The 23,410-nt window shown below is 64.3% G+C and carries 21 protein-coding genes; 16 read left to right on the top strand and 5 right to left on the bottom strand.

All coding sequences use genetic code 11. The features are described 5' to 3' along the window. Positions 1 to 123 precede the first annotated feature (123 nt). Positions 124 to 501, top strand: coding sequence for a hypothetical protein (locus tag FHP89_RS07375; protein WP_144172532.1), 378 nt, complete (start codon positions 124 to 126; stop codon positions 499 to 501). Between the two features lie 7 nt (positions 502 to 508). Here FHP89_RS07375 and FHP89_RS07370 read toward each other — a convergent pair whose 3' ends face one another. Then, a complete protein-coding gene (locus FHP89_RS07370; RefSeq protein WP_260851513.1) occupies positions 509 to 1,822 on the bottom strand; it encodes a hypothetical protein in 1,314 nt (437 codons plus the stop codon). 82 nt (positions 1,823 to 1,904) lie between these two features. Between FHP89_RS07370 and FHP89_RS07365 the strand changes: the two genes are divergently transcribed. Both FHP89_RS07365 and FHP89_RS07360 read left to right on the top strand, forming a co-directional pair. Further along, complete coding sequence (locus tag FHP89_RS07365; protein WP_144172529.1) at positions 1,905 to 2,822, top strand: diacylglycerol/lipid kinase family protein; 918 nt, start codon at positions 1,905 to 1,907, stop codon at positions 2,820 to 2,822. Then, positions 2,819 to 3,640, top strand: coding sequence for a metallophosphoesterase family protein (locus FHP89_RS07360; protein WP_186300166.1), 822 nt, complete (start codon positions 2,819 to 2,821; stop codon positions 3,638 to 3,640). The genes FHP89_RS07365 and FHP89_RS07360 overlap by 4 nt, the downstream gene beginning before the upstream one ends. A 303-nt stretch (positions 3,641 to 3,943) precedes the next feature. On the opposite strand, the gene FHP89_RS07355 is transcribed toward FHP89_RS07360, so the two are convergent. From FHP89_RS07355 to purM, 4 genes are all read right to left on the bottom strand, one after another. Next, positions 3,944 to 4,552, bottom strand: a complete 609-nt coding sequence (locus FHP89_RS07355) for a hypothetical protein (protein ID WP_144172523.1) — start codon at positions 4,550 to 4,552, stop codon at positions 3,944 to 3,946. 976 nt (positions 4,553 to 5,528) lie between these two features. After that, positions 5,529 to 8,606 carry an efflux RND transporter permease subunit gene (locus tag FHP89_RS07350; RefSeq protein WP_144172520.1) on the bottom strand — a complete coding sequence of 1,026 codons (3,078 nt, stop codon included), beginning with the start codon at positions 8,604 to 8,606 and terminating at the stop codon, positions 5,529 to 5,531. Positions 8,607 to 8,618: 12 nt separating this feature from the next. After that, positions 8,619 to 9,665, bottom strand: a complete 1,047-nt coding sequence (locus FHP89_RS07345; RefSeq protein WP_144172517.1) for an efflux RND transporter periplasmic adaptor subunit — start codon at positions 9,663 to 9,665, stop codon at positions 8,619 to 8,621. A 162-nt stretch (positions 9,666 to 9,827) separates the two neighbouring features. Beyond that, a complete protein-coding gene (gene purM / locus FHP89_RS07340) occupies positions 9,828 to 10,871 on the bottom strand; it encodes a phosphoribosylformylglycinamidine cyclo-ligase (protein WP_144172514.1) in 1,044 nt (347 codons plus the stop codon). A 124-nt stretch (positions 10,872 to 10,995) separates the two neighbouring features. Between purM and FHP89_RS07335 the strand changes: the two genes are divergently transcribed. The 13 genes from FHP89_RS07335 to FHP89_RS07275 all read left to right on the top strand — a co-directional run bounded on the left by FHP89_RS07335 (position 10,996) and on the right by FHP89_RS07275 (position 23,238). Beyond that, the gene (locus tag FHP89_RS07335) at positions 10,996 to 12,087 is read left to right on the top strand and encodes an AI-2E family transporter (protein ID WP_144172511.1); all 1,092 of its coding nucleotides are present in this window, start codon (positions 10,996 to 10,998) and stop codon (positions 12,085 to 12,087) included. Further along, complete coding sequence (hda, locus tag FHP89_RS07330; protein WP_144172508.1) at positions 12,084 to 12,743, top strand: DnaA regulatory inactivator Hda; 660 nt, start codon at positions 12,084 to 12,086, stop codon at positions 12,741 to 12,743. Before FHP89_RS07335 ends, hda begins: the two co-directional genes overlap by 4 nt. A 12-nt stretch (positions 12,744 to 12,755) precedes the next feature. Next, positions 12,756 to 13,418 (top strand): histidinol-phosphatase, encoded by a 663-nt coding sequence (locus tag FHP89_RS07325; protein ID WP_144172505.1) that lies wholly within the window; start codon positions 12,756 to 12,758, stop codon positions 13,416 to 13,418. Between the two features lie 71 nt (positions 13,419 to 13,489). Then, positions 13,490 to 14,824, top strand: a complete 1,335-nt coding sequence (pcnB, locus tag FHP89_RS07320) for a polynucleotide adenylyltransferase PcnB (protein ID WP_144172502.1) — start codon at positions 13,490 to 13,492, stop codon at positions 14,822 to 14,824. Then, complete coding sequence (gene folK / locus FHP89_RS07315; RefSeq protein WP_144172499.1) at positions 14,821 to 15,330, top strand: 2-amino-4-hydroxy-6-hydroxymethyldihydropteridine diphosphokinase; 510 nt, start codon at positions 14,821 to 14,823, stop codon at positions 15,328 to 15,330. Before pcnB ends, folK begins: the two co-directional genes overlap by 4 nt. Before the next feature lie 58 nt (positions 15,331 to 15,388). Further along, complete coding sequence (locus FHP89_RS07310; protein WP_144172496.1) at positions 15,389 to 16,030, top strand: deoxynucleoside kinase; 642 nt, start codon at positions 15,389 to 15,391, stop codon at positions 16,028 to 16,030. Between the two features lie 94 nt (positions 16,031 to 16,124). Beyond that, positions 16,125 to 16,940: a 3-methyl-2-oxobutanoate hydroxymethyltransferase gene (gene panB / locus FHP89_RS07305; protein WP_144172492.1), complete on the top strand. Its 816-nt coding sequence runs from the start codon at positions 16,125 to 16,127 to the stop codon at positions 16,938 to 16,940. 19 nt (positions 16,941 to 16,959) lie between these two features. Beyond that, positions 16,960 to 17,787 (top strand): pantoate--beta-alanine ligase, encoded by an 828-nt coding sequence (panC, locus tag FHP89_RS07300; RefSeq protein ID WP_144172489.1) that lies wholly within the window; start codon positions 16,960 to 16,962, stop codon positions 17,785 to 17,787. Positions 17,788 to 17,892: 105 nt separating this feature from the next. Beyond that, positions 17,893 to 18,294 carry a putative zinc-binding protein gene (locus tag FHP89_RS07295; protein ID WP_144172486.1) on the top strand — a complete coding sequence of 134 codons (402 nt, stop codon included), beginning with the start codon at positions 17,893 to 17,895 and terminating at the stop codon, positions 18,292 to 18,294. 145 nt (positions 18,295 to 18,439) lie between these two features. Beyond that, positions 18,440 to 18,883 carry a CBS domain-containing protein gene (locus tag FHP89_RS07290; protein WP_144172483.1) on the top strand — a complete coding sequence of 148 codons (444 nt, stop codon included), beginning with the start codon at positions 18,440 to 18,442 and terminating at the stop codon, positions 18,881 to 18,883. A 259-nt stretch (positions 18,884 to 19,142) separates the two neighbouring features. Further along, the gene (locus tag FHP89_RS07285) at positions 19,143 to 19,568 is read left to right on the top strand and encodes a c-type cytochrome (RefSeq protein ID WP_144172479.1); all 426 of its coding nucleotides are present in this window, start codon (positions 19,143 to 19,145) and stop codon (positions 19,566 to 19,568) included. 35 nt (positions 19,569 to 19,603) lie between these two features. Continuing rightward, entirely contained in the window at positions 19,604 to 20,980 is a 1,377-nt protein-coding gene (locus FHP89_RS07280; protein ID WP_144172476.1) for a cbb3-type cytochrome c oxidase subunit I, read from the top strand. A gap of 257 nt (positions 20,981 to 21,237) precedes the next feature. Beyond that, entirely contained in the window at positions 21,238 to 23,238 is a 2,001-nt protein-coding gene (locus FHP89_RS07275; RefSeq protein WP_144172471.1) for a TonB-dependent receptor plug domain-containing protein, read from the top strand. The last annotated feature ends 172 nt before the right edge of the window (positions 23,239 to 23,410 follow it).

Here is a 23,410-nt window from a genome sequence, read left to right as displayed (position 1 = left end):
GCCCTACGCGGGATGTCGACGCGCCGTGCGCCGTAGGGCCGGATTCATCCGGCCTCGAACGACTGGACGCCCCACCGCCACAGCGGCGACAATCCCGCCCAATCACCTCACAGGACTCCCGCCATGGCGCTCGGACACATCATGCTCATCCTCACCCTGCTGGCCGACGGGCAGCTTTCGGCCGCCTTCGTGAGCACCGCCAATCAGGCCGAGTGCGAGACCCGCGCCACCGCCATCGGCGCCATTCTCAAGTCGGGCGGCGCCAATGTGCAGCAGATCCAGTGCCTGCAAGGCAGCCAGCAGTTCGCCCGCTTCTCGCACGCCGCCGCCTCAACCGCGCCGCGCCATGCCTATGAACTGACGGTCATCGATGGCGTTTTGACCGCCACGCCGATCGCCGCCCTCGCCGACTGCACCGCCGTCAAAACAGAATCCGCCGCCAAGCAGCACTATTGCGTCAGCTCCACGCAAACCCTGGTCACCGACACCGCCGCCAAATAAAACGCGCTCAGAAGGGCACGCCGCGCCACACGGCAATCGCCGCCTGCACCAGCACGGCGGCACCGTAGGCCTGCAGGCAATAACGGGCGTTGCCCCGCGCCATCGCACCGGCCGACACGCCGTAGCGCCCCTGCAGCGCGAGGTGGATGCCTGACATCGGGCTCACCGCCAGGCCAATCGCCCAGCACTGGGTGAACACCGCCGCCAGCAGCATCGGATCGGGCGAGATCGGTGCCAGCCAGGCCGACACCATGGCGATCGAGATGACCGCGTGCACGCCAATCACGCACAGCCCGATCATGCCCGCCAGCACCAGCGCCGACTGAATCGGCCCGAAATGCGCCGGCGTCAGGCTGCCGCCCTGGGTGGCGATCAAGGCGTCCAGCCCGGTCGCAAACACCGCCGCCGCCAGAAACAGCGTCAGCTCGCCGCGCATGGCCGGCAGGCGCAGATGCACATGGCGCGCCACCGCTGTCGCGCCGGCCGCAACGCCCGAACGCGTCAGCACCACGCCCACCGCCATCAACGGCGCACAGAGCGACACGATGGCCAGCGTGGTCCAGTGCGGCCAGAAGTAGTGACCAATGATCACCATCAGCGCCAGCGTGGCCGGCACCCACAGCGCCGACGGGCGCATCGGGTAGCCGACAAAATCTTGCGCCTCGGGCGCGTGCTTGAGCAGATCGCGCCCGGCGAGATAATTGAGCGCCAGCGCCAGCGGCACGCCGGCCAGTGCCATCTCGCCCAGCGTGGCGCCGGGCGCATAAGTAATCGCCACCGCCGTCGCGGCAAAAAAAGGCGACCACAGCGCCGCCGCCAGAAAGGCGCGGGTCAGCGCTTTGGTCTGGGTCAGCGAGGGCTGGGTGGCGCCGCTCATGCGGTCGGCCATGATGAACACCGCCGACAGGTTGATCACCGCGCCAAACACATGCACCCCGCCCAAGGTACGCCACAGTGCGCCCGGGCCGCGCGGCAGCGGCCGGTCATCGCCGGCCAGGCCAATCAGCTGCAAAAAACTCACCGCTGCCAACATGCCAAGCAGCGCCATGTTCTGCGTCAGCACGCCCTGCCACGGCCAATGTCCGCTGTGCCAGCCGGCCCAGCCCAAGGCGATCAGACCAATGCCAATCAGCACCGCCGCCGTGCCCCGCTGACGCTTATCCAGACTCGGCCACAACAGCGCGCAGGCCGCCCATGCGCACACCCCCGCCAGCCACGCGGGCACCGGCAATCGGGCGCCGGTGCTCAGCGCGAACACCATCATCAACAGGATCAGCCAGGCCGAGAAGCGCTCGGCGTGCTTGCGAACAAAGGGAGGCATGCGGTTTATGATGCTGCAATCACGCGGCCGGGCGGCCGCAAAGCACGATATTGTCTCCTGAGCGCACCGATTCGGCTACCGCATGACCCAACGCACCATCGCCATCGTTGTGAATGCCCGCTCGGCCAACGGCCGCGACGACGACCTGCGCGCCCGCATCGAAGCCGCCCTGCCGGCCGACGCGGGCCGTCTGCTGTGGTTCCAGCCGCGCAAATCCAGCCGGCTCGAGCGTGTCTGCCAGCGCGCCGCCACCGTCGCCGATCTGGTAGTGGCGGTCGGCGGCGACGGCACGGTGCGCACCGTGGCCCAGCACGCCCGCGCCCGCGGCAAGCCGCTGGCCATCATCCCCACCGGCACCTATAACCTCGTCGCCCGCCATCTCGGCATCCCGCTCGACGTGGCCGAAGCTGCCCGGCTGGCCGTCACCGGCCACGCCCGCCCCACCCCCTGCGGCGACATCAACGGCCTGCTGTTCTTCAACCACGCCGCCTTCGGCCTCTACACCCGCATCATCGCCGCACGCGAACGCCACACCGCCGTGCTCGGGCGCAGCCGCGTCACCGCGGTGCTCTCTGGCATCGCCACGCTGTTCAACCGCTACCCCATCCTCAAGCTGCGCCTGACGGCCGACGGCGACACCAAGCACGGCCACGCCAACGCCGTGTTCTTCGGCGCCAACCCGCTGCCACTGGCCGCCGTCGATGCCGAATTCGCCGAGCAATGCGACGGCCGCGCGCTCGGCCTGGTGCTGATGCGCCACCAGGGCCGCCGCCATGTGCTCGCCGCCGCCTTCAAGGCGCTGTTCGGGCGGCTGTCCGACGCGCCCACTTTCGAGCTCACCGCACTGCAAGACGCCACCGTCGACATCCTTCGACGGCGGCGGCGCCTGCGCGTGTCGATTGACGGCGAACTCATCAAATGCCGTCTGCCCCTGCAGCTGCAATACCAGACCGACGCCCTGCAAGTCGTCCGGCCCGATCCGTTAGAATCAAGCGCATGACCCCCGCCTCGCCAGCCCTGCGGCTGGTCCACCTCTCCGACCTGCATTTCGGTGCCCAAGCGCCCGGCGCCGCGCAAATGCTGCTCGAGGCCGTCATCGGCCTGTCGCCACAGCTCACACTGATTACCGGCGACCTCACCCAGCGCGCCCGCAACAGCCAGTTCATTGCCGCGCGGCAATTCTTCGACCAGCTCCCCGGCGACTGGCTGGCCATCCCCGGCAACCACGACATGCCGCTGTTCCGCCCCTGGCACCGCCTATTCACCCCGCGCGGCCGCTACCGCCGCCACATCGGCGACGCCACCACCAGCCATGTCGACTGGCAGCAACTGCGCCTGGCCCTCATCGACAGCACCAACCCGCTCTCCTGGCGCTCCGGTCGCGTGCGCAGCGCCGCCGCCCGCGATGCCGCGCAGTGGCTGGCCGGCGGCTGCGACGGCCAACTACGCATCGCCGCCGCCCACCACCCCTTCGCCACCCGCGAACGCGGCAACAAGGGCGGCATGGCCGGCGCCAACATCGCGCGCAACCTGCTCATCGACGAGGGCGGTGCCGACCTGCTGCTATGGGGGCATCTGCATCGCAGCGAGGTGCGGTTGCTGGCCTCCAATGCCGGGCGTAACGCCATTGGTATCGGGGTCGGGTCGCCGACCTCGGGGCGGCATTCTTCAGAGGGGCTGTTTTTTCATCAGCTGGATGTGACGCCGGGGCATGTGCATCTTGTCGTCTGGCGACGGCATATGGCCGAGAGTTTGTTTCATCCGGTGGGGAATCACCGGTTTGTTCTTGGCCCGGCGGGGTGGCAGGCGGTGATTTGATTTGCGCTTCCCGCGCTGGGGGGCTTGCGGTTTGTTTGTCGGCGACCTGATTCTTGGGTGGCTTCGATCGGCTTGGATTGGCCGGGTCTCGCCCCGGCGGGCGACCTACTTTCTTGCTCGTGCAAGAAAGCTAGGCAAAGAAGCACGGCCCACTTTCGCGCCCCTTCGGGGTCCCCGCCCTCCGGACGCCCCGGGCGGGGTGCTTCGCAAACTCGCCCTGCGGGCTCAAACAGGCGAAGCCCCTTTTTCCGCCCGGCGCATCCTCCGGTTGGCGCGGCAGAGGGCGCAACGCCAAATTCGTCCTCACACATGAAACGCAAGAATTAGAACAGCCGCACCTGAAAAGAAGAGCTGCGAAAACCCATAGAAATACTGACGATTCAGAAATCCCGACGTCACTCTGTGACTCATCAACGGATCAAGTGCAGCCTTTCGCATTGCACTTCCAACTGCCCAACGCTGATACCACGGCACGAACATCATGATTCCTTTGCCAATAGCCAAAAGGGCCACTTTTGACTTTTCCTCGTCAGTCATTCCGCGAAAAACCCCACCGGGTTCATCAAGCACTTTATTGATGCGCTTCTGAAATCCACCCATTCGTTCATTTACTGCGACACGAATGGCAACTCGCAACGCGCAATACTTTTGAAGCAACCCAAAGAGTCCGGCGACGAACAAGTAGAGAAGAACGTGCTTTAGCGCCCGCCCCCCGATCAGGGCCTCCAAGTTGCTCGAATTTGAGATCGCTAACGACAGCGTCGCCCCAACTCCAACCATGTACCAACTTGCCACCTTGTCGATCACGGCACTCGTTGAAAGCGCTGTATCAACGGTGAACTTAAGAAAATCGCTGTAGGCTGCGGTTCCCTGAAGCGACTCTATTGCCTCGTCTGTTGAATTGTCTGACATAGATCCCGTAGCCATCAGTTGTTTGCAAATTGGATATTAGCGCGCAGGGCGAGAAAGCCGAATGGCATTGCACCAATCCAATGGTTGAACGGTGCAATACGGCTGCGCATGTTGCGCCCTACGACGCGGCCCACCCGCATGAATCTTAAAGCGTGATGGTGGGCGGCAAGCCGCCCACCCTACGGAGTGACGCTTTTCCGAGCTGGCGATGGCGAAGCCGAGCCCGCGCGCCTCTCCCCTTCTGTACCGCCGAACGAAGCCCGTGACTGGCGGGAATTGTCGTGTCGCTTGTTTGAGCCCGAAGGGCGAGTTTGCGACACGACCCGCCGGGCGCGGGCGTAGAGAGGGGACCGGCGCAGCCGGCGGTACAGAGGGGGCGTTTTCTTGGTGACTTCTTTGTCGCGACAAAGAAGTTACTCGCCCGCCGGGGCGAGACCCGGCCAACGATCCGTTAAAAAGCCGATACCCGACCGAAAACCGATGGCCGGTTGAAACCGGCCCTACCCCTCGGTAACCGGCACGGCGTCAGCACGTAGGGTGCAATAACCGAAGGGCATTGCACCAATCCAACAGTTGAACGGTGCAATACGGCTGCGCGTATTGCACCCTACGACGCGGCCCACCATCGTCAGGCACGATGGTGGGTGGCAAGCCGCCCACGGGGTGGCGTTTTTCCGCACGGGCGATGGCGAAGCCGAGCCCGTGAGCCCTTCCCCTTCTGTGCCGCCGAACGGAGCGCGTGGCCGGCGGGAATTGTCGTGTCGCTTGTTTGAGCCCACAGGGCGAGTTTGCGACACGACCCGCCGGGTGCGGGCGTAGTGAGGGAACCGGCGAAGCCGGCGGTACAGCGGGGGCGTTTTCTTGGTGACTTCTTTGTCGCTACAAAGAAGTTACTCGCCCGCCGGGGCGAGACCCGGCCAACGATCCGTCGTAAAACCAACGACCGAAAAAAACCGATGGCCGGTTGAAACCGGCCCTACGACTCGGCCGCGACCGCCGGCCCAGACGCGCCAGCGGCCTCCCGCGTTTTCGGGGCGATGAGCGTATAAACGACCGGCACGACGAACAGCGTCAGCAGCGTGCCGAACGCCAAGCCCCCAACAATCACCCACCCAATCTGCTGCCGACTCTCGGCCCCCGCGCCGGTCGCCAGCGCGAGCGGAATCGCGCCGAGAATCGTCGCGCCGGTGGTCATGAGGATCGGCCGCAGACGCAGCACGGCAGCGTCGGTGATGGCGATAACCAGCGCTTCGCCGCGTTCGCGCAGTTGATTGGCGAATTCGACGATGAGGATGCCGTGGCGGGTGATGAGGCCGATCAGCGTGACCAGACCGATCTGGCTGTAGACGTTGAGCGTGCCGCCGGTCATCCACAGCGCGGCGAGCGCGCCGGTCATGGACAGGGGCACGGTGAGCAGGATGGTGAAGGGGTCGCGGAAGCTTTCGAATTGGGCCGAGAGCACGAGGTAGATGAACACCACGGCGAGGATGAAGGTGAGCAGCAAGCCGCCGGAGCTGATCTTGAACTCGCGGCTCTGGCCGTTGTAGTCGATGGCGTAGTCGGCGGGCAGCACGCGGGCGGCGATGCTTTCGAGTTCGGTGAGGGCTTCGCCGAGGGCGAAGTCGTTGGCGAGGTTGGCGGTGATGGTGACGGCGCGGCGCTGGGCGAAGTGGTTGAGCTCGCGCGGGGCGACGGCTTCGTCGACAGAAATGAGGCTGGTGAGCGGGATCATCTCGCCGCTGCTGCCGCGCACATAGATGTCGCTGATGTCGTTGGGCACGCTGCGGTCGGCGGCGGCGAGCTGGACGATGACGTCGTATTGCTCGGCGTCGCGCTTGAAGCGGGTGACTTGCCGGCCGCCGAGCAAGGTCTCCAGCGTGCGGCCGATCTGCTCGACCGACACGCCCAGATCAGCCGCCTTGTCGCGATCGACCTTGACGGAGACCTCGGGCTTGGTGAGTTTGAGGTCGATGTCGGCGGCGATGAAGCGCGGGTTCTTGGCCATTTCCTGCAGCATGGTGTCGGCCACTTCGGCCAGCTCGGTGTAGCTGGCCGAAGTGACGATGACCAGATTGATGGGCTGCGAACGGGCGCTCTGGCCGAGCGAGGGCGGCGTGACCGGAAAGGCGCGAATGCCGGGCACACTCAGGAAGCCGGGCAGCAGGCTGCGCGCGATCTGCGGCGACAAGGTGCTGCGATCGTCCCAATCCTTGAGGCCACCAAAGGAGATGCCCTGCGAGACGGTGGGGCTACCCGAGACCACGAAATAGCGGGTGATGTCCGGCGTATCGGCATACAGCGCTTCGAGTTGGCGGGTGTAGCGGTCCATGTAGTCGATGGTGGCGCCTTCGGGGCCGCTGAACACGCCAATGATGAAACCGCGATCTTCAACCGGCGAGAGTTCGGACTTGAGCGTGTTGAGCAACCAGCCCGAGGCGCCGACCACCGCGGCAAACACCAGCAGCACCAGCCAGCGCGCCTTGAGCGTGCCCCCCAGAATGCGGCGATAGCCGTTGGTCATGCCCAGCAGTACGACTTCGATGGCGTTGTAAACACGGCCGTGGCCGGTCTCGTGCTTGAGCAGCTTGGAGCACATCATCGGCGACAGACTGAGCGCGACGAAGCCGGAGACGATCACGGCGCCGGCGAGGGTCAGCGCGAACTCGATGAACAGCTTGCCGGTGCGGCCGGTCATGAAGGCCACGGGGGCGTAAACGGCGGCGAGCGTGAGCGTCATGGCCACCACGGCAAAGCCGATTTCCTTCGCCCCGTCGAGCGCGGCCTGGAAGCGGGTCTTGCCCATTTCGAGGTGGCGGTGGATGTTCTCGAGCACCACGATGGCGTCGTCCACCACCAACCCCACGGCCAGCACCAGCGCCAGCAAGGTGAGCGTGTTGATGGAGAAACCCATCACCAGCATCAAGGTGAAGGCGCCGATCAGCGACACCGGGATGGTGACCAGCGGCACCAGCGTGGCGCGCCAGTTGCGCAGGAAGAAGAAGATGATCGCCAGCACCAGCAGCACGGCTTCGCCGATGGTCATGAACACCGCTTTGATAGAGCGGTCGATGAACACCGTGTAGTCGTTGGCGATGGTGACGGTCATGCCCTCGGGCAGGCCGTCGGAGATGCGCGGCAGCTCTTCGCGCAGGGCTTTGGACAGATCAAGCGGATTGGCCGTGGCCTGCTTGATGAGGCCCAGCGCCACCGCCGGCTTGCCATTGAAGTGTGCCGAGGTGCGCTCGGAGGCGGCCGCCACCTCGACCCGGCCCACATCGCGCAAGCGCACCGGATAGCCATCGGCACCAATCGGCGCGCGCACCACCACCTGCTCGAACTGACCGACATTGTTCAGGTCGGTGCGCGCCACCACGGCAAACTCGCGCGACTGGCTTTCGATCAGGCCGGCGGGCACCTCGACGTTCTGTGCGCGCAGGGCCGCTTCGACGTCCTGCACGGTCAGCCCGTAGGCCGACAGCCGGTCGCGATCGAGCCAGATGCGCATGGCGTATTCGCGGTCGCCAAACACGCGCACATCGGCGGCGCCGGGCAGCGTCTGCAGGCGCGGCTTGACGATGCGACTGGCCACGTCGGTGACATCCAGCGGCGAATGACGGTCGGACGAAAAGGCGAGATAGATGATGGGACTGGCGTCGGCTTCGACCTTGGAGATGACCGGATCGTCCACGTCATCCGGCAGGCGCCGGCGCACCCGCGAGACGCGGTCGCGCACATCGGCGGCGGCGCTGTCGGGGTCGCGTTCGAGGCGGAAACGCACCGAGATCTGGCTGGACTCCTGCCGGCTGATTGAGGTGAGCACATCGACGCCTTCGATACCGGCGAGCGAATCCTCCAGCGGCTTGGTGACCTGCGACTCCATGATCGCCGGGCTCGCACCGCTGTAGCGGGTGCTGACCGTGACCACCGGCTCGTCGATTTTCGGGTACTCGCGCACCGTGAGGCGCGTGAAGGACACCAGGCCGACGAGAATCAGCACCAGCGACAACACCGTGGCGAAGACCGGCCGGCGAACGCAGATGTCAGAGAGGATCATCGCCGCTCGGCCTTATCGGGCGGGGGCCACGGTGCGCACGGGCGCACCGTCGCGCAACTTGATCTGGCCGGCGGTGACCACCTCGGCGCCTTCGGGCAGGCCGTCGGTGATCTCGACCGAGGTGCCCTGGCGCCGCCCGACCTGCACCGCGGTGCGCTGCGCCTTGCCCTCGACGATGCGAAACACGAACTGGCCTTCGGCCGTTGGCACCAGCGCCTGTTCGGGCACCACCAGCACCGACTGCGCGTCGCCCAGACTCAGGCGCACACGGGCAAACATGCCGGGGCGCAGCTTGCCTTCGCGGTTGTCCAGCGTGGCTTGCAGGCGAATCGCCCGGCCTTCAGCGTCGATCAGCGGGTCAATCGCCGTGACCGTCGCTGGAAATGGCGTCGTGCCCAGTGCGTCGGCCGACACGGTCAGCCGCTGGCCGGGGGCCAGACTGCCAATGTGGCGTTCCGGCAGACGGAAGTCGACCTTGAGCATGTCGATGGCTTCGAGGTTGACCAGGTCGGCGCCCTCCTTGACGTAATCGCCAATGCTCACTTTGCGGATGCCGACGATGCCGTCGAAGGGCGCGCGCACCGTCATGCGCGCCAGTCGCGCCGCCGCCACCTGGTCCGCCGCTTCGGCCACGCGCAAACCGGCACGGGCCTCGTCGAGCGCACGCTGGCTGACAAATTTTCGATTGAAGAGGTCTTCGGTTCGCCGGAAGTTGGCCTGTGCCAGCGACAAGCCAGCGCGAGCCTGCGCCAGCTCGGCGGCCTGCACCGAGGCGTCGAGGCCAATGAGCATGTCGCCGCGCTTGACCGGGCGACCTTCGACAAAACCGATTTTGGCGATGCGCCCCGCCGTCTCCGGGCGAAGCACCACCGACTCGGACGAACGCAGCGTACCCACAGCGCTGACTTCGTCGCCGAGGCTCAGTCGGGCCACGGGCTGCGCCTCGACCGCGGTCGCCTGGGGGGCGGCCTTGCCGGCGTCGCCATTCTGGGCCACCACGCTACCGGCGACACCCAGCGCAAACGTCCCGATCAAGACCACCTTGCTTGTCAAACGCATCTTCTGCTCACCGATTCTCTGTCCTGCTCCGCGGGCGACCCTCCCCTCCGACCCCGGTGGGCCGTGGGAGTTGCTCGCCGCAGTATATTCAAGCGGGGATTATGACGCCCAAAAACAAAACCCCGGGCGCGCCGGGGTTTTATATGCTGCCTTGCCTGCCACTCAGCAAACCACCGTCGGCGCTTCACCGTCGGCGCTGGCGCGGATGTGCCCGAGTTCAAATACGGTTTCGCCAGCCGCCCGCAAATGCTCAGCCGCGGTCGCCGCGTTTTCTCTGGCGACCACCACCACCATGCCGATACCGCAGTTGAAGGTGCGGTACATCTCGTTGGCCTCGATGTTGCCAGCGCCCTGCAGCCACTGGAACAGCGGCGGCATCTGCCAGGCATCGGCGCGCAGCTCGGCGGTCAGGCCCTCGGGCAGCACGCGAGGCACGTTTTCAAGCAAGCCACCACCGGTGATGTGGGCCATGCCCTTGACCATGCCGGCATGCGCTTTCATCAGCGCGAGCAGCGGTTTGACGTAGATGCGGGTCGGCTCCATCACCACGTCGCGCAGCGTGCGGCCGTGGAAGTCGCCGTCCATGTTCGGCTTAGTCAGCTCGATCACCTTGCGGATCAGCGAGTAGCCATTGGAGTGCGCGCCGCTGGAGGCCAGCCCGAGCACCACATCGCCCTCGGCGATGGTCTTGCCGGTGATGATCTCGGCCTTTTCGACGCCACCGACGGCAAAGCCGGCGAGGTCGTATTCGCCGGCCGGGTACATGCCGGGCATCTCGGCGGTTTCGCCACCGATCAGGGCGCAACCCGACAGCTCGCAGCCGCGGGCAATGCCACCAACCACGTCGGCCGCGGTATCGACATCGAGCTTGCCGCAAGCGAAGTAATCGAGGAAGAACAGCGGCTCGGCGCCCTGCACCAGGATGTCGTTCACGCTCATGGCGACCAGATCCTGGCCGACGGTGTCGTGTTTGTTGAGCTGGAAGGCCAGCTTGAGCTTGGTGCCCACGCCATCGGTGCCGGAGACCAGCACCGGCTCCTTGTATTTACCGGTCAGCTCGAACAAGGCGCCAAAGCCGCCGATGCTGCCCAGCACTTCGGGGCGCATGGTGCGTTTGGCCAGGGGTTTGATGCGATCGACGAGGGCATCGCCGGCCACGATGTCGACGCCGGCGTCGCGATAAGTCAGGGCGGTCAAGGTGGTCACTCTCCAAAATCGATGGCGCAGGCATGGCGGCGCGCTTGAGCCCGCACACGCTTGCGACTACAGTACGGGCAATTCTCCCGGCGAACCCGTCGGGCCCCGTACCAAACCCCGCATTTTACATCGAATGTTCTCGCTCCGTGCCCGCCAAATGCAAACCGCCACCTGGATCGGTGTCGGTGTTGCCCTGCTCGTGCTGCTCTGGCTGCTGTCGCCGATTCTGGCGCCCTTCGCCATCGCCGCTGTGCTCGCCTATATCAGCGATCCGGCCGTCAACTGGATGGTCGCTCGTCGCCTGCCGCGCGCCGCCGCCGTGCTGCTGGTGATTGTGCTGCAAGGGCTGATGCTGTCCTTGCTGATCCTGATCCTGGTACCCATGGTGTATCGCGAGGCGGTCACCCTGGTCACCCACCTGCCCGACCTGGTCGACATGCTCAACCAGCGCGTGCTGCCGCTGCTCAAGGAGCAGTTCGACATCACGCTGCAACTCGACGCGGCGTCCATCCGGCAATGGATTGCCGAAAACTGGAGCTCGGCCCAGGACATCCTGCCCGGCCTGCTCAAAAAGGCCACCACCGGCGGCGCCGCGGTGGTCGGCTTTTTTGCCACTGTGCTGCTGATCCCGATGGTGATGTTCTACCTGCTGCAGGAATGGCCGCATATCGTCGAGGGCGTGCGCGCCATCATTCCGCGCCCCATGATCGCAACCAGCAGCCGGATCATGGGCGACATCGACAAGGTGATGTCCGAATTCCTGCGCGGCCAGCTGTCGGTCATGCTGCTGCTGGCGGTGTTCTACAGCATTGGCCTGTGGCTGGCCGGGCTGCGTTTCGCGCTGCCGGTCGGCGTCATCACCGGCCTGCTGGTGTTCGTACCCTTTGTCGGCTTCAGCACTGGCCTCGTGCTGGCGCTGCTCTCGGCCCTGCTGCAAAACGCCGGCTGGCCGCCGATCATCGGGGTGGCCATCGTCTATGCGATTGGCCAGCTGGTTGAGAGTTTTCTGCTCACACCCTATCTGGTGGGCGAGCGCATCGGCCTGCATCCGCTGGCGGTCATCTTCGCCCTGATGGCCTTTGGCGAGCTGTTCGGCTTTGTCGGCGTGCTGGTGGCCCTGCCCGCCAGCGCCGCCTTGCTGGTTGGCCTGCGCGAATTGCGCACCGCCTACTTTGCCAGCCATGTGTATCGCGGCGACGATCCCCCGGAGGACGGCACGGCATGAAGCAGCTTGTGCTCGACATCCGGCTCGACGCCCCGCCGACGCTGGAGAATTACTTCGCCGGCGACAACGCCGCGCTGATCGCCGCCTTGCAGGCCACCGTGCAAGGTCAGGGCATGGGGCATCTGTATTTATGGGGCGCCCCCGCCACCGGCCGCAGCCACCTGCTCAAGGCGGCTTGCGCGGCGAGTCAGGGCGTCTACCTGAACGCCCGCGAAGTCGGCAACACCTTGCCAGGCAGCCCGGCGCGGCTGGCGATCGACGACATCAACCACCTCAGCAACGACGCCGCCATCGCGCTGTTCAACGCCTTCAACCGGGCGCGCGAGAATGGCCAGACCCTGCTGCTGGCCGGCGATCTGCCGCCACGCGCACTCAGCCTGCGCGAAGACCTGCGCACCCGCATCGGCCAGTGTCTGGGCTTCGAGATTCAGCCGCTGACCGACGCCGCCCGTTCCGCCATTCTCAGCACCCTGGCCACGCAACGCGGCCTGCGCATCGACGGCGATGTGGTCACCTATCTGATGCGTCACGGCCGGCGCGACATGCCCAGCCTGCTCACCACACTCGACGCGCTCGACCGCGCCTCCTTCGAGCGCAAACGCGCCATTACCCTGCCCCTGCTGCGCGAGATGCTGCAGTCGGGCCTCGACATCTGACACGGACACCCCATGGATCTCGTTCTTTTCGACCTCGACAACACCCTGCTGGCCGGCGACTCGGACTTCGCCTGGGCCGAATTCCTCATCGGCAAGGGCGTGCTCGACCGCGAAGTCTATGAAACCAAGAACGTCCGCTTTTACGAGCAGTACAAGGCCGGCACGCTCGACATCTTCGAATTTCTCGACTTTCAGCTCGCCCCGCTGGCCCGCCACAAGCGCGAACAGCTCGACGCCTGGCACGCCGAATTCATGGACGTGGCCATCCGCCCGATGATGACCGCCCAGGCCCGCGCGCTGGTCGACAAGCACCGCGCCGAGGGCGCGCTGATGGCCGTGGTCACCGCCACCAACAGCTTCGTCACCGGCCCGATCACCCGCGCCTTTGACATTCCGCACCTGGTCGCCACCATTCCGGCGCAAGAAAACGGTGCCTTCACCGGCAAGCCGCGCGGCATGCCGGCCTTCAAGGCGGGCAAGATCGAGCGGGTCGAGGCCTGGCTCGAATCGCTCGGCCTGCACATGGGCAGCTTCGACAAAAGCTGGTTCTACAGCGACTCGCACAACGATTTGCCGCTGCTCGCCCGCGTCAGCCAGCCGGTGGCGGTCGATCCGGACGACACCCTGCGTGAACACGCCCGCCTGCATGCCTGGCCAATCATCAGCCTTCGCTAACACGAACATAGGCCGACACCCGCCGCTGCGGTATCATCGCCCGCTTAACTTCTAAGACATCGACCCCAATAATGATCCGTAAATTGCTGCGCAAGGTCTTTCGCCGCGCTGCACCGGGCCCGACCGACGGCCCGGCCCTGATTCCTGCCCAGATCCACGGCATTCCGATCGAGCGTGTCTCGCCCGCTGCGCGCAAGGTCTGCACCGCATTGCAAGACGCCGGCTTCAAAGGCTTTATCGTCGGCGGCGCCGTCCGCGACCTGCTTGCCGACCTGACGCCCAAAGATTTCGACATCGCCACCAGCGCCACACCCGAAGAAGTCCGCCGCCTGTTCCGGCGCTCGCGCATCATCGGCCGGCGCTTCAAGATTGTGCACGTCATGATCGGCGCCGAGATGATGGAAGTGTCCACCTTCCGCTCCGCCCGCGAAGCGGACGCCAGCTCGACCGACGAACACGGCCGCATCCTGCACGACAACGTCTTTGGCTCGCAGGAAGAAGACGCCCTGCGCCGCGACTTCACCGTCAACGCGCTGTATTACGACCCGACCACCGAACAGATTCTCGACTACCACCACGGCGTGGCCGACCTGCAGCAGAAAACCCTGCGCATGATCGGCGACCCGAAGGTGCGCTACCGCGAAGATCCGGTGCGCATGCTGCGCGCGGTGCGCCTCGGCGCCAAGCTGGGCCTGACTATCGACCCCGCCGCCAGCCGCCCCATCCGCGAGATGGCGTCCTTGATGGACAACGTGCCCGCCGCCCGCCTGTTTGACGAGATGCTCAAGCTGCTGCTGTCGGGCCACGCCGTCAAATGCCTCAAGCAACTGCGCGAAGAAGGTCTGCACCACGGCCTGCTGCCGCTGCTCGACGTGATCCTCGAGCAACCCATGGGCGAGCGCTTCGTCTGGGCCTCGCTCGAAAACACCGACGAGCGTGTGCGCGAGGGCAAACCGGTCTCACCCGGCTTCCTGTTCGCCACCCTGCTCTGGCATGAAGTGCTGGCCAACTGGGAAGCCCGCAAGGCCCGCGGCGAACACACCCACCCGGCGCTGTTCGAAGCCATGGACGAGGTGCTCAACGTACAGGGCGAGAAGCTCGCCATTACCCGCCGCATCGCCGGCGACATCAAGGATATCTGGGCGCTGCAGCCGCGTTTCGAGAAGCGCGCCGGCAAAGCCCCCTTCCGCCTGCTTGAACAGCCGCGCTACCGCGCCGGCTGGGACTTCCTGCGCCTGCGCGCCATTTCGGGCGAAATCGACATGGCACAGGTCGAGTGGTGGAACGAATTCGCGCACGCCGGCGGCAACACCCGCGAGGGCATGCTGACCGAACCGGAGCCGGGCGCCCCCCGCAAGCGTCGCCGCCGCCGGCGCAAGCCATCGGGTGGCAGCGCCGACGCATGACACCCCGGCCCATTTCGTCCGTCAAAGCATTTATCGGGCTGGGTGCCAATCTCGGCGACCCGGTCGCGGCCATCGCCGAGGCCTGCTCGGCGCTCGCCGCCCTGCCCGACACGCGCCTGATCACCCGCTCCAGCAACTATCGCACAGCCCCCATGGGCGTCAGTGGCCAGCCCGATTACATCAACGCCGTCGCCCAGATCGACACCCGCCTCTCACCCATGGCACTGCTGGTGGCGCTGATGGACATCGAGGCCAAGCACGGACGCACGCGGGAATTCGCCATGGCGCCGCGCACCCTCGACCTGGATCTGCTGCTCTACGGCGATCAGCAAATCGCCTTGCCCGGCCTCCAGGTGCCGCATCCGCGCATGCATCAGCGCGCCTTCGTGCTGGTTCCGCTGGCCGAACTCGCGCCCACGCTGGATATCCCCGGCATCGGTGGGGTCAAACAACAACTCGCCTCGGTGGCCGACCAGGTGATTGCGCCGCTGCCGCGCGCGACCTAAGATGTCTCGGCCGATGCGATCGGCCACCCTCTGAACTTTTCCGCGGGCCCCAACAAGCATGCTCGACAAAGCCAAGTACATCGTTGTGGAAGGCCCTATTGGCGCAGGAAAAACCTCCCTCGCCCGCCGCCTGGCCCATCGACTCGAAGCCGATCTGATCCTCGAACAGCCCGAGCTCAACAGCTTTCTGCCGAGGTTTTACCAGGACATGAGCCGCTGGGCGCTGCCGACCCAGCTGTCTTTCCTGTATCAACGCGTCGATGCGCTCAAACGCCTGGTGGGCGAGGACGTTGCCGGCCGACGGGTGGTATCCGACTTCGTGCTCGACAAAGACCCTTTGTTCGCCGAGTTGAACCTCGACCCCGAAGAATTCGCGCTCTACCGCCGCACCTACGATCTCGTGGTGCCTGCCCCCACCCCCAAACCCGATCTGGTGATTTACCTGCAAGCCAAGCCGAACACGCTGATCGAGCGCATCGGCCGCCGCGGCGTCGAGGCCGAGCGCGCAATTACCGCGCATTACCTCGAGCGCGTCGCCGAGCGCTACGCCAAGTTTTTCTATCAATACGACGCCTGTCCGCTATTTATTGTGGACGCCGAAATCCTTAATCCCGTCGATCAGGCTGACGACTTCGAGCTGCTGATCGAACGCCTGCGCGCCATGCGCAGCTACCGGGAATTCTTCGGCTACGCTGCCTGATTCCGCCCCCCGATACGGTTACATTTGTGCAATACCGCTTGTGCGATGCAACAGCTTGCGGTTTACTGCGCGCCGAGACAGAGGAAGGCCTCCAATGAGCTATCTACAGAACCAGAAACCCGTCACGCTGACCACGCTCGGCAAGATGCGCGCCGACGGCGAGAAGATCGTCATGCTCACCGGCTATGACGCAAGCTTTGCCGCGCTGCTCGAGCGCTGCGGCGTCGACATCATCCTGATCGGCGATTCGCTGGGCAACGTCCTGCAGGGCCAGAAATCGACCCTGCCGGTGACCATGGACCACATGGTCTATCACACCGAATGCGTCGTTCGCGGCTGTACGCGGCCCTTCATCGTCTCCGACATGCCTTTTGGCAGCTATCACGAAAACCGCGAACAGGCCATGCGCAACGCGGCACGCCTGATGGCCGCGGGCGCTCAGATGGTCAAGCTCGAAGGCGGTGAATTCATGGCCGACACCGTGCGCTTTCTGGTCGAACGCGGCGTGCCGGTGTGTGCCCACATCGGCCTCACCCCGCAATCGGTGAACCAGTTGGGCGGCTATCGCGTCCAGGGGCGCACCGACGAGGGCGCGGCACGCTTGATGGCGGACGCCACGGCACTCGAACAGGCCGGCGCGGCGCTCATGGTGATGGAAATGGTGCCAGCCACGGTCGCCGCCGACGTCACGCGCAGCCTGCACTCCATGGCCACCATCGGCATTGGCGCTGGCGTCGATTGCGACGGTCAGGTGCTGGTCCTGCACGATCTGATCGGCGTATTCCCCGGCCACAAGGCCCGTTTCGCCAAGAACTTCATGGAAGGCGCAAGCAGCATCGACGCAGCGGTCACCCGCTATGTCGACGACGTACGCAGCGCACGCTTCCCTGCCCCCGAACACTGCTACTGATCCGGAACCAGGAACCCGCATGCAGATTCACACCACCGTCGAAAGCCTGCGCGCCGCACGCCGTGCCGCCGGCCGGGTCGCCCTCGTGCCCACCATGGGCAATCTTCACGAAGGGCATATCACCCTCATGCGCCAGGCGGGCGAACACGCCGATGAGGTGATTGCGAGCATTTTCGTCAATCGCCTGCAATTCGGCCCGAAGGACGACTTCGACAAATACCCGCGCACGCTGGATGCCGATTGCGAAAAACTCGAAGCGGCCGGCGTGACCCACCTGTTCACGCCCGACGAGTCGGTGATGTACCCCACTCGCCAGACCTACCACGTAGACCCCGATCCGGCGCAGGTCGCCACGCTGGAAGGCAGCTTCCGGCCGGGCCATTTTCGCGGCGTGGCCACAGTGGTGCTCAAACTGCTCAACATCGTCCAGCCCGACGTCGCCCTCTTCGGCAAAAAAGACTATCAACAGCTCATGGTGCTGCGGAACATGGTGAACCAGCTGGCGATTCCGGTCGAAGTGCTGCCGGGCGAAACCGTGCGTGCCGATGACGGCCTTGCGCTCTCGTCGCGCAATCGCTATCTGTCGCCAGACGAACGTAGTGAAGCCAGCCGGATCTACCACTGCCTGTCGCGCATTCGCGATGCGATCCGCGGTGGCGGCACGCACTTTGAAACGCTTGAGCGCGCTGCAATGAGCGAACTGGCGGCCAACCGCTGGCAGCCCGATTACATCTCCGTGCGCCGTCAGAGCGATCTGCAAGTACCCCAGAAACCCAGCGACGCGCTGGTCGTGCTCGCCGCCGCGCGGCTGGGCACCACCCGACTCATCGACAACCTGGAAATCTGAACGCCAATCGCATACGTTTGACCTGAGTCAGCCCCTCCCGGGTCAGACTCAGGCACGATTCAGGCGTCGGCTTCTCGACGCCGTTTTTTTGCTGGAATCGCGCCCATGATCTTACGTGTCAGCCATCCGGAGCGCCCGCTGGTCTACGCCTGTTCGGGATGCTCAAATGCCGCTCAGATAACCAACTATCTGGCCGTCAAGCTGGATCGAATGGGTCTGGCCGAGATGGCCTGCGTGACGGGCATCGCTGCCGGCATCAGCCACGTGCTGCGTATCGCCCGCTCAGGGCGTCCGATCATGGTGCTCGACGGCTGCCACCTGGCCTGCGCCCGGCAGTGCCTCGAAAACCACGGCATCGCCCCGGACCGCCACATGGTCATGACCCGACTCAGCACCCAGATGCGCTATCACAGGGATTACGATCCGCTTGAAGCGGAACGCCTCGCTGAACAGGTGGTGTTTGCCATCACCGAAATGCGCGCTGAAACCACCGGGCAACACGCCTGAAGCGCTTTTGCGTCTGCCAGCACTTGCGCGTTTGACCGATTCGTAACAATCTTACGGTCTCAGGTGCCGGGGAAGCCGCAACGCACTTCCAAAAAAAGCAGCCGCACCGAGTGCATCAGACCAATTTCAAGAGGGATAAGACACGATGACCACAACCGTGAAGCAGGTGCTTGAAATCAAGGGCGCCCATGCCCATGCCGTCACGCCGAATGCCACCGTCCTTGAAGCGCTGACCCAGATGGCCGAACGCGACATTGGCGCCGTGCTGGTGCTTCAGGAAGGCAGTCTGGTCGGGATCTTCACCGAGCGGGACTATGCCCGCAAGGTCGCCCTCAAGGGGCTGTCGTCCAAGGACGCCCTGATCAAGGACCTGATGACGCCGAACGTGTGCACCATCACGCCCTCGCACACCATAGATGAAGTCATGTCGATCATGACGCAGAACCGCTTCCGCCATCTGCCGGTCGTTGATCACGGAAAGATTTGCGGCATCATCACCATTGGTGACGTAGTCAAATCCGTCATTGCCGAACACGAAGCAACCATCCAGCACCTCTCGAGCTACATCTCGGGCGACATCGCCAGTTAAGACGCGCACGCTGGACCCTACGGCCCGCCTGGCGGGCCGTTTGCATTTCAGGCGCCACCCCCTGCTCCCGACCGCCCGAAAAACCAGTTCCCGGGGATAGCCAATATCGGCAAAGCACGCATAACCACAGGGGTTTTGGGGGCATTTCACGAGCGGCTTATCCCCCATCAAGTTGACTCGTATCAATGCCGCGAGCCGGCCGTACGCGCACCATGCGCCCCAAGCTGTGCTGTACAGCGATATCCAATGGGGAGGCTCCATGAGCGGTACATTTACCAAATCCATGGCGCGAAACATCTTTTACGGGGGAACAGTATTTTTCGTCCTCCTGTTTCTCGCGCTGTCCTTCGACACAATGAAGGAACTACCAAAACGCGACAACCGCGCCAACTTGACCGAATCAGTGATCAACGGCAAGAAACTGTGGGAAGTCAACAACTGCATCGGCTGTCACTCGCTGCTGGGCGAAGGTGCTTACTTTGCACCCGAGCTGGGCAATGTGTACCCTCGCCGCGGCCCTGAGTTCATCAAGGCCTGGATTCAAGCGATGCCCACCGGGGCCCCCGGACGTCGCCAGATGCCGAACTTCGGCTTCACCGACCAAGAGTTGGATGATCTCGTGGCGTTCCTGAAGTACAGCTCCGAAATCAACACTGCCAACTGGCCGCCAAACATCGAAGGCTGATTCCGGCTATCTGACGAAATCTGAGGAGATTTAACATGCAATACAAATCCCAGGCCGTCGCGAAGCCGTATTTCATTGCGGCCATCGCGCTATTTACCGGGCAAATCCTGTTCGGCCTGATCATGGGCCTGCAGTATGTGGTCGGTGATTTTCTGTTCCCTGAAATTCCGTTCAACGTTGCTCGGATGGTGCACACCAACCTGCTCATCGTGTGGCTGCTGTTCGGCTTCATGGGCGCAGCGTACTTCATGATTCCGGAAGAAACCGAGACCGAGCTGTACTCGCCAAAACTGGCCATCGCCATGTTCTGGATCTTCCTGGTCGCCGGTGCGCTGACCATCGTCGGTTACCTCACGGTGCCCTACGCCACGCTAGCCAAGATGACCGGCAACGACATCCTCGCCACCATGGGTCGGGAGTTCCTTGAACAGCCGCTCGTCACGAAGATTGGCATTGTGGTTGTCGCCCTTGCCTTCCTCTTCAACCTCTCCATGACCATGCTCAAGGGCCGCAAGACGTCCATCGGCCTGGTACTGCTGCTGGGTCTGTGGGGTCTGGCGATCTTCTTCCTGTTCTCCTTCTACAACCCGCACAACCTCGTGCTGGACAAGTTCTTCTGGTGGTGGGTTGTTCACCTCTGGGTCGAAGGCGTTTGGGAACTGATCCTCGGTGCGTTGCTGGCCTTCGTGCTGATCAAGGTGACGGGTGTCGATCGCGAAGTGATCGAGAAGTGGCTGTACGTCATCATCACCCTGGCACTGGTCAGCGGCATCATCGGTACGGGTCACCACTACTTCTGGATTGGTACGCCTGAGTACTGGCAGTGGTGGGGTTCGATCTTCTCCGCACTGGAGCCGATCCCCTTCTTCGCCATGACCGTGTTCGCCTTCAACATGGTGAACCGCCGTCGCCGCGACCATCCGAACAAGGCTGCCACCCTGTGGGCCCTCGGTACGGGCGTGATGGCCTTCCTGGGCGCTGGCGTGTGGGGCTTCCTGCACACCCTGGCACCGGTGAACTACTACACCCACGGCACGCAAATCACCGCGGCTCACGGCCACATGGCCTTCTACGGCGCCTACGCCATGGTCGTGCTGTGCATCATCAGCTACGCCATGCCGATCCTGCGTGGCCGTGCTGCCAACAGTGCCAAGGCGCAAGTGATGGAAATGTGGAGCTTCTGGCTGATGACCGTTTCGATGGTCTTCATCACGCTGTTCCTGACCGCCGCAGGTATCGTGCAAGTCTGGCTGCAGCGCTTCAGCGACACGCCGATCGCGTTCATGGCAGCTCAGGACCAGATCAGCCTGTTCTACTGGATGCGTGAAGTTGCAGGCGTGTTCTTCCTGATCGGTCTGTTGGTCTACATCGCCAGTTTCTTCGTGAAAGGCGAGACGAAAGCCGCCGCTTAATCAGCGAGGCCATTAGTCACAGGGGCGGTCCTCACGGACCGCCCCTTTTCTTTTCGAGAGCGCGCCTCAACCCGATGCATCAACGCCGTCTACCGCTGACGCAGCAAGCCCACGCACCGTTTCGATCACTCAAGTTCCAGTGACACGTGTCGCTATTACTAAAGATATATTTCATCGGCGCGCCGGATCGCGCCCGCTGCCATCGTCGCAGGCAAGCTGAAAGCTATGCCTGCACCCGATCAAAAGGCTCGTCGCCCATGCGTCACTTGCTCACGCCGCGCCGCATCCGCCGGTCAACCCTTGGCATCAGCATGATGCTGGGCAGTCTGTCGGCACTGGCGGCGCCCGCCTCCAGCGACACCTTGTTCGACGCCGACATCGACACGCTCGTACAACTCGAAACCGTCGTTGACTCAGGACGCTTTCCGCAACAACGGATCCACGCGCCCTCGCGCGTCACCATCATCACCGCGCAACAGATCGAAGCCTACGGCTACCGCACGCTGGCAGATGTATTGCGGAGCATGCGCGGCCTGTACACAACTTACGATCGCAACTACCACTACCTGGGCGCACGCGGTTTCGCACGCCCCGGCGACTACAACACCCGGGTCATGATCCTGGTCGACGGCATGCGTCTGGCCGACCCGGTGTATAGCCAGGGCTCGATCGGTGGTGCCTTCCCGGTCGACATGTCCCTGATCAAACGCGTCGAATTCTTGCCCGGGCCGGGTTCGGCTGCCTATGGCAACAACGCGCTGCTCGGCGTCATCAATGTGGTGACCCGAGACCCCGTCCCCGGCAGCAACAAGAGTATTCGCCTCGAAGCGGGCAGCGAAGGGCACACCGGCGGCCAGGTCACGCTGGATCAGAGTCTGAACGCCAATGCTCGCCTGCTGCTGTCAGCCAGTCGCACGCGCTCAAGCGGCGCCACTCACGACTATCCGGAATTCGACAGCCCGCAAACCAACTTCGGACGCGCCGAAAACCTTGACGGCGAAGAACGCAACCGCCTGCTCGCCAAGCTTCTGGTCGATCAATGGCGACTCCAGCTCATCGCCAGCCAGCGCACCAAGAGCGTCCCCACCGGGGCCTTCGATCAGTTGTTCAACGACCGCCGCAGCCGCACCGAAGATGACTACCTGATGCTGTCGGCGGCGCGTGAGTTCACGCTCTCGGACGGCAGCACCGCGAGCATTCAGGCCACCTACAACCAGTATGACTACGTCGGCTACTACCCCTACGACTACCCGCCGGTGACCCTGACCGAAGACAGCGCGCAGGGGCGGCGATTCGGCCTCGAAGGGCAGTGGATCAAGCGCGTCACGGATCAGCACACGCTCCGCGCCTGGGGTGAGTTCTTCTATGACGCTCAGATCGACCAAGGCAACGCCGACGTCGCCCCCTACGTCGCGTATCTGAACGATCAGCGCCAGGGCCGCCGCTGGGGCCTGTTCATTGAAGACGAATTCGCTTTCGCACCACGCTGGCAGCTCAACCTCGGCCTGCGCTGGGATCGCCAATGGACCGGCAATGTCACCGCGCATCCTCGCCTGGGCCTGATCCATCGATACAGCGACACCACCACGCTCAAATTGCTCTACGGCAGCGCCAGCCGTGCCCCGACGGCCTACGAGCGCTACTACGCCATCGCCGGCCTCAACACCGCCAATCCGAATCTCAAGCCCGAGACCATACGCACCGTCGAAGCGGTATATGAATATCAAGCCGACGGCCTCCACCTGTCCGGTTCGGCGTTTCGTTACCGGATATCCGACCTCATCGGCAGCCAGACCGACCCGAGCAACAACACCGTGAGCTTCCAGAACCAGTCGCCCGCGACCGCACAGGGGTTTGAGCTTGAGGGCGAGCTGGCGCGGACCAACGGCGACCGCCTCCGGCTGAGCTACACCTGGCAACACAGCCGCGACGAGGGCACGGGTCAATCGCTGAGCAACGTTCCCCGTCACATGATCAAAGCCAACTGGCTGAGCCACTGGACACCCAAGCTGCAGTCGGGGATCGAAGTGCAATACGAGAGCCGGCGCGACACGCTCAACGGTGGCCACACGGGCGGACGCACCCTCCTCAACCTCAACCTCACCAGCCGCCATCTGCCCGGTGGCGCCAGCCTGAGCGTGCTGGCGAGCAATCTGCTCGATAAACGCTATGCCGAACCCGCCTCGCTGGATCACCGGCAAAGCCGGCTCCTTCAAGACGGCCGCCAACTCCTTGTGGTCGTCAACTGGCCGCTTTGACACGGCCAAACGCGGGGAAGGACACCGGACGCCGGGGTAATCGTCCGCACAGGTTTCACCGACCGACCGTCCTCACCCCACCACGCTAAAGCCCGGCGCCTTGACTACCGTTCATACACCAAAGGTCCAAGCCTTTTTTCACGCCTCAGCACACCCGAGCCACAACGCACTT

It is taken from the genome of Denitromonas ohlonensis (assembly GCF_007625205.1).
Taxonomy (GTDB): Bacteria; Pseudomonadota; Gammaproteobacteria; order Burkholderiales; family Rhodocyclaceae; genus Nitrogeniibacter; species Nitrogeniibacter ohlonensis.
Note: the sequence above shows the minus strand (reverse complement) of the source record. Positions and strands in the feature narration are given on the sequence as shown.

Bases quoted from the DNA above. Each gene is read 5' to 3' on its own strand.
- FHP89_RS07375 (WP_144172532.1), top strand. From the start codon at position 124: ATGGCGCTCGGACACATCATGCTCATCCTCACCCTGCTGGCCGACGGG.
- FHP89_RS07370 (WP_260851513.1), bottom strand. From the start codon at position 1,822: ATGCCTCCCTTTGTTCGCAAGCACGCCGAGCGCTTCTCGGCCTGGCTG.
- FHP89_RS07365 (WP_144172529.1), top strand. From the start codon at position 1,905: ATGACCCAACGCACCATCGCCATCGTTGTGAATGCCCGCTCGGCCAAC.
- FHP89_RS07360 (WP_186300166.1), top strand. From the start codon at position 2,819: ATGACCCCCGCCTCGCCAGCCCTGCGGCTGGTCCACCTCTCCGACCTG.
- FHP89_RS07355 (WP_144172523.1), bottom strand. From the start codon at position 4,552: ATGTCAGACAATTCAACAGACGAGGCAATAGAGTCGCTTCAGGGAACC.
- FHP89_RS07350 (WP_144172520.1), bottom strand. From the start codon at position 8,606: ATGATCCTCTCTGACATCTGCGTTCGCCGGCCGGTCTTCGCCACGGTG.
- FHP89_RS07345 (WP_144172517.1), bottom strand. From the start codon at position 9,665: ATGCGTTTGACAAGCAAGGTGGTCTTGATCGGGACGTTTGCGCTGGGT.
- FHP89_RS07335 (WP_144172511.1), top strand. From the start codon at position 10,996: ATGTTCTCGCTCCGTGCCCGCCAAATGCAAACCGCCACCTGGATCGGT.
- hda (WP_144172508.1), top strand. From the start codon at position 12,084: ATGAAGCAGCTTGTGCTCGACATCCGGCTCGACGCCCCGCCGACGCTG.
- FHP89_RS07325 (WP_144172505.1), top strand. From the start codon at position 12,756: ATGGATCTCGTTCTTTTCGACCTCGACAACACCCTGCTGGCCGGCGAC.
- pcnB (WP_144172502.1), top strand. From the start codon at position 13,490: ATGATCCGTAAATTGCTGCGCAAGGTCTTTCGCCGCGCTGCACCGGGC.
- folK (WP_144172499.1), top strand. From the start codon at position 14,821: ATGACACCCCGGCCCATTTCGTCCGTCAAAGCATTTATCGGGCTGGGT.
- FHP89_RS07310 (WP_144172496.1), top strand. From the start codon at position 15,389: ATGCTCGACAAAGCCAAGTACATCGTTGTGGAAGGCCCTATTGGCGCA.
- panB (WP_144172492.1), top strand. From the start codon at position 16,125: ATGAGCTATCTACAGAACCAGAAACCCGTCACGCTGACCACGCTCGGC.
- panC (WP_144172489.1), top strand. From the start codon at position 16,960: ATGCAGATTCACACCACCGTCGAAAGCCTGCGCGCCGCACGCCGTGCC.
- FHP89_RS07295 (WP_144172486.1), top strand. From the start codon at position 17,893: ATGATCTTACGTGTCAGCCATCCGGAGCGCCCGCTGGTCTACGCCTGT.
- FHP89_RS07290 (WP_144172483.1), top strand. From the start codon at position 18,440: ATGACCACAACCGTGAAGCAGGTGCTTGAAATCAAGGGCGCCCATGCC.
- FHP89_RS07285 (WP_144172479.1), top strand. From the start codon at position 19,143: ATGAGCGGTACATTTACCAAATCCATGGCGCGAAACATCTTTTACGGG.
- FHP89_RS07280 (WP_144172476.1), top strand. From the start codon at position 19,604: ATGCAATACAAATCCCAGGCCGTCGCGAAGCCGTATTTCATTGCGGCC.
- FHP89_RS07275 (WP_144172471.1), top strand. From the start codon at position 21,238: ATGCGTCACTTGCTCACGCCGCGCCGCATCCGCCGGTCAACCCTTGGC.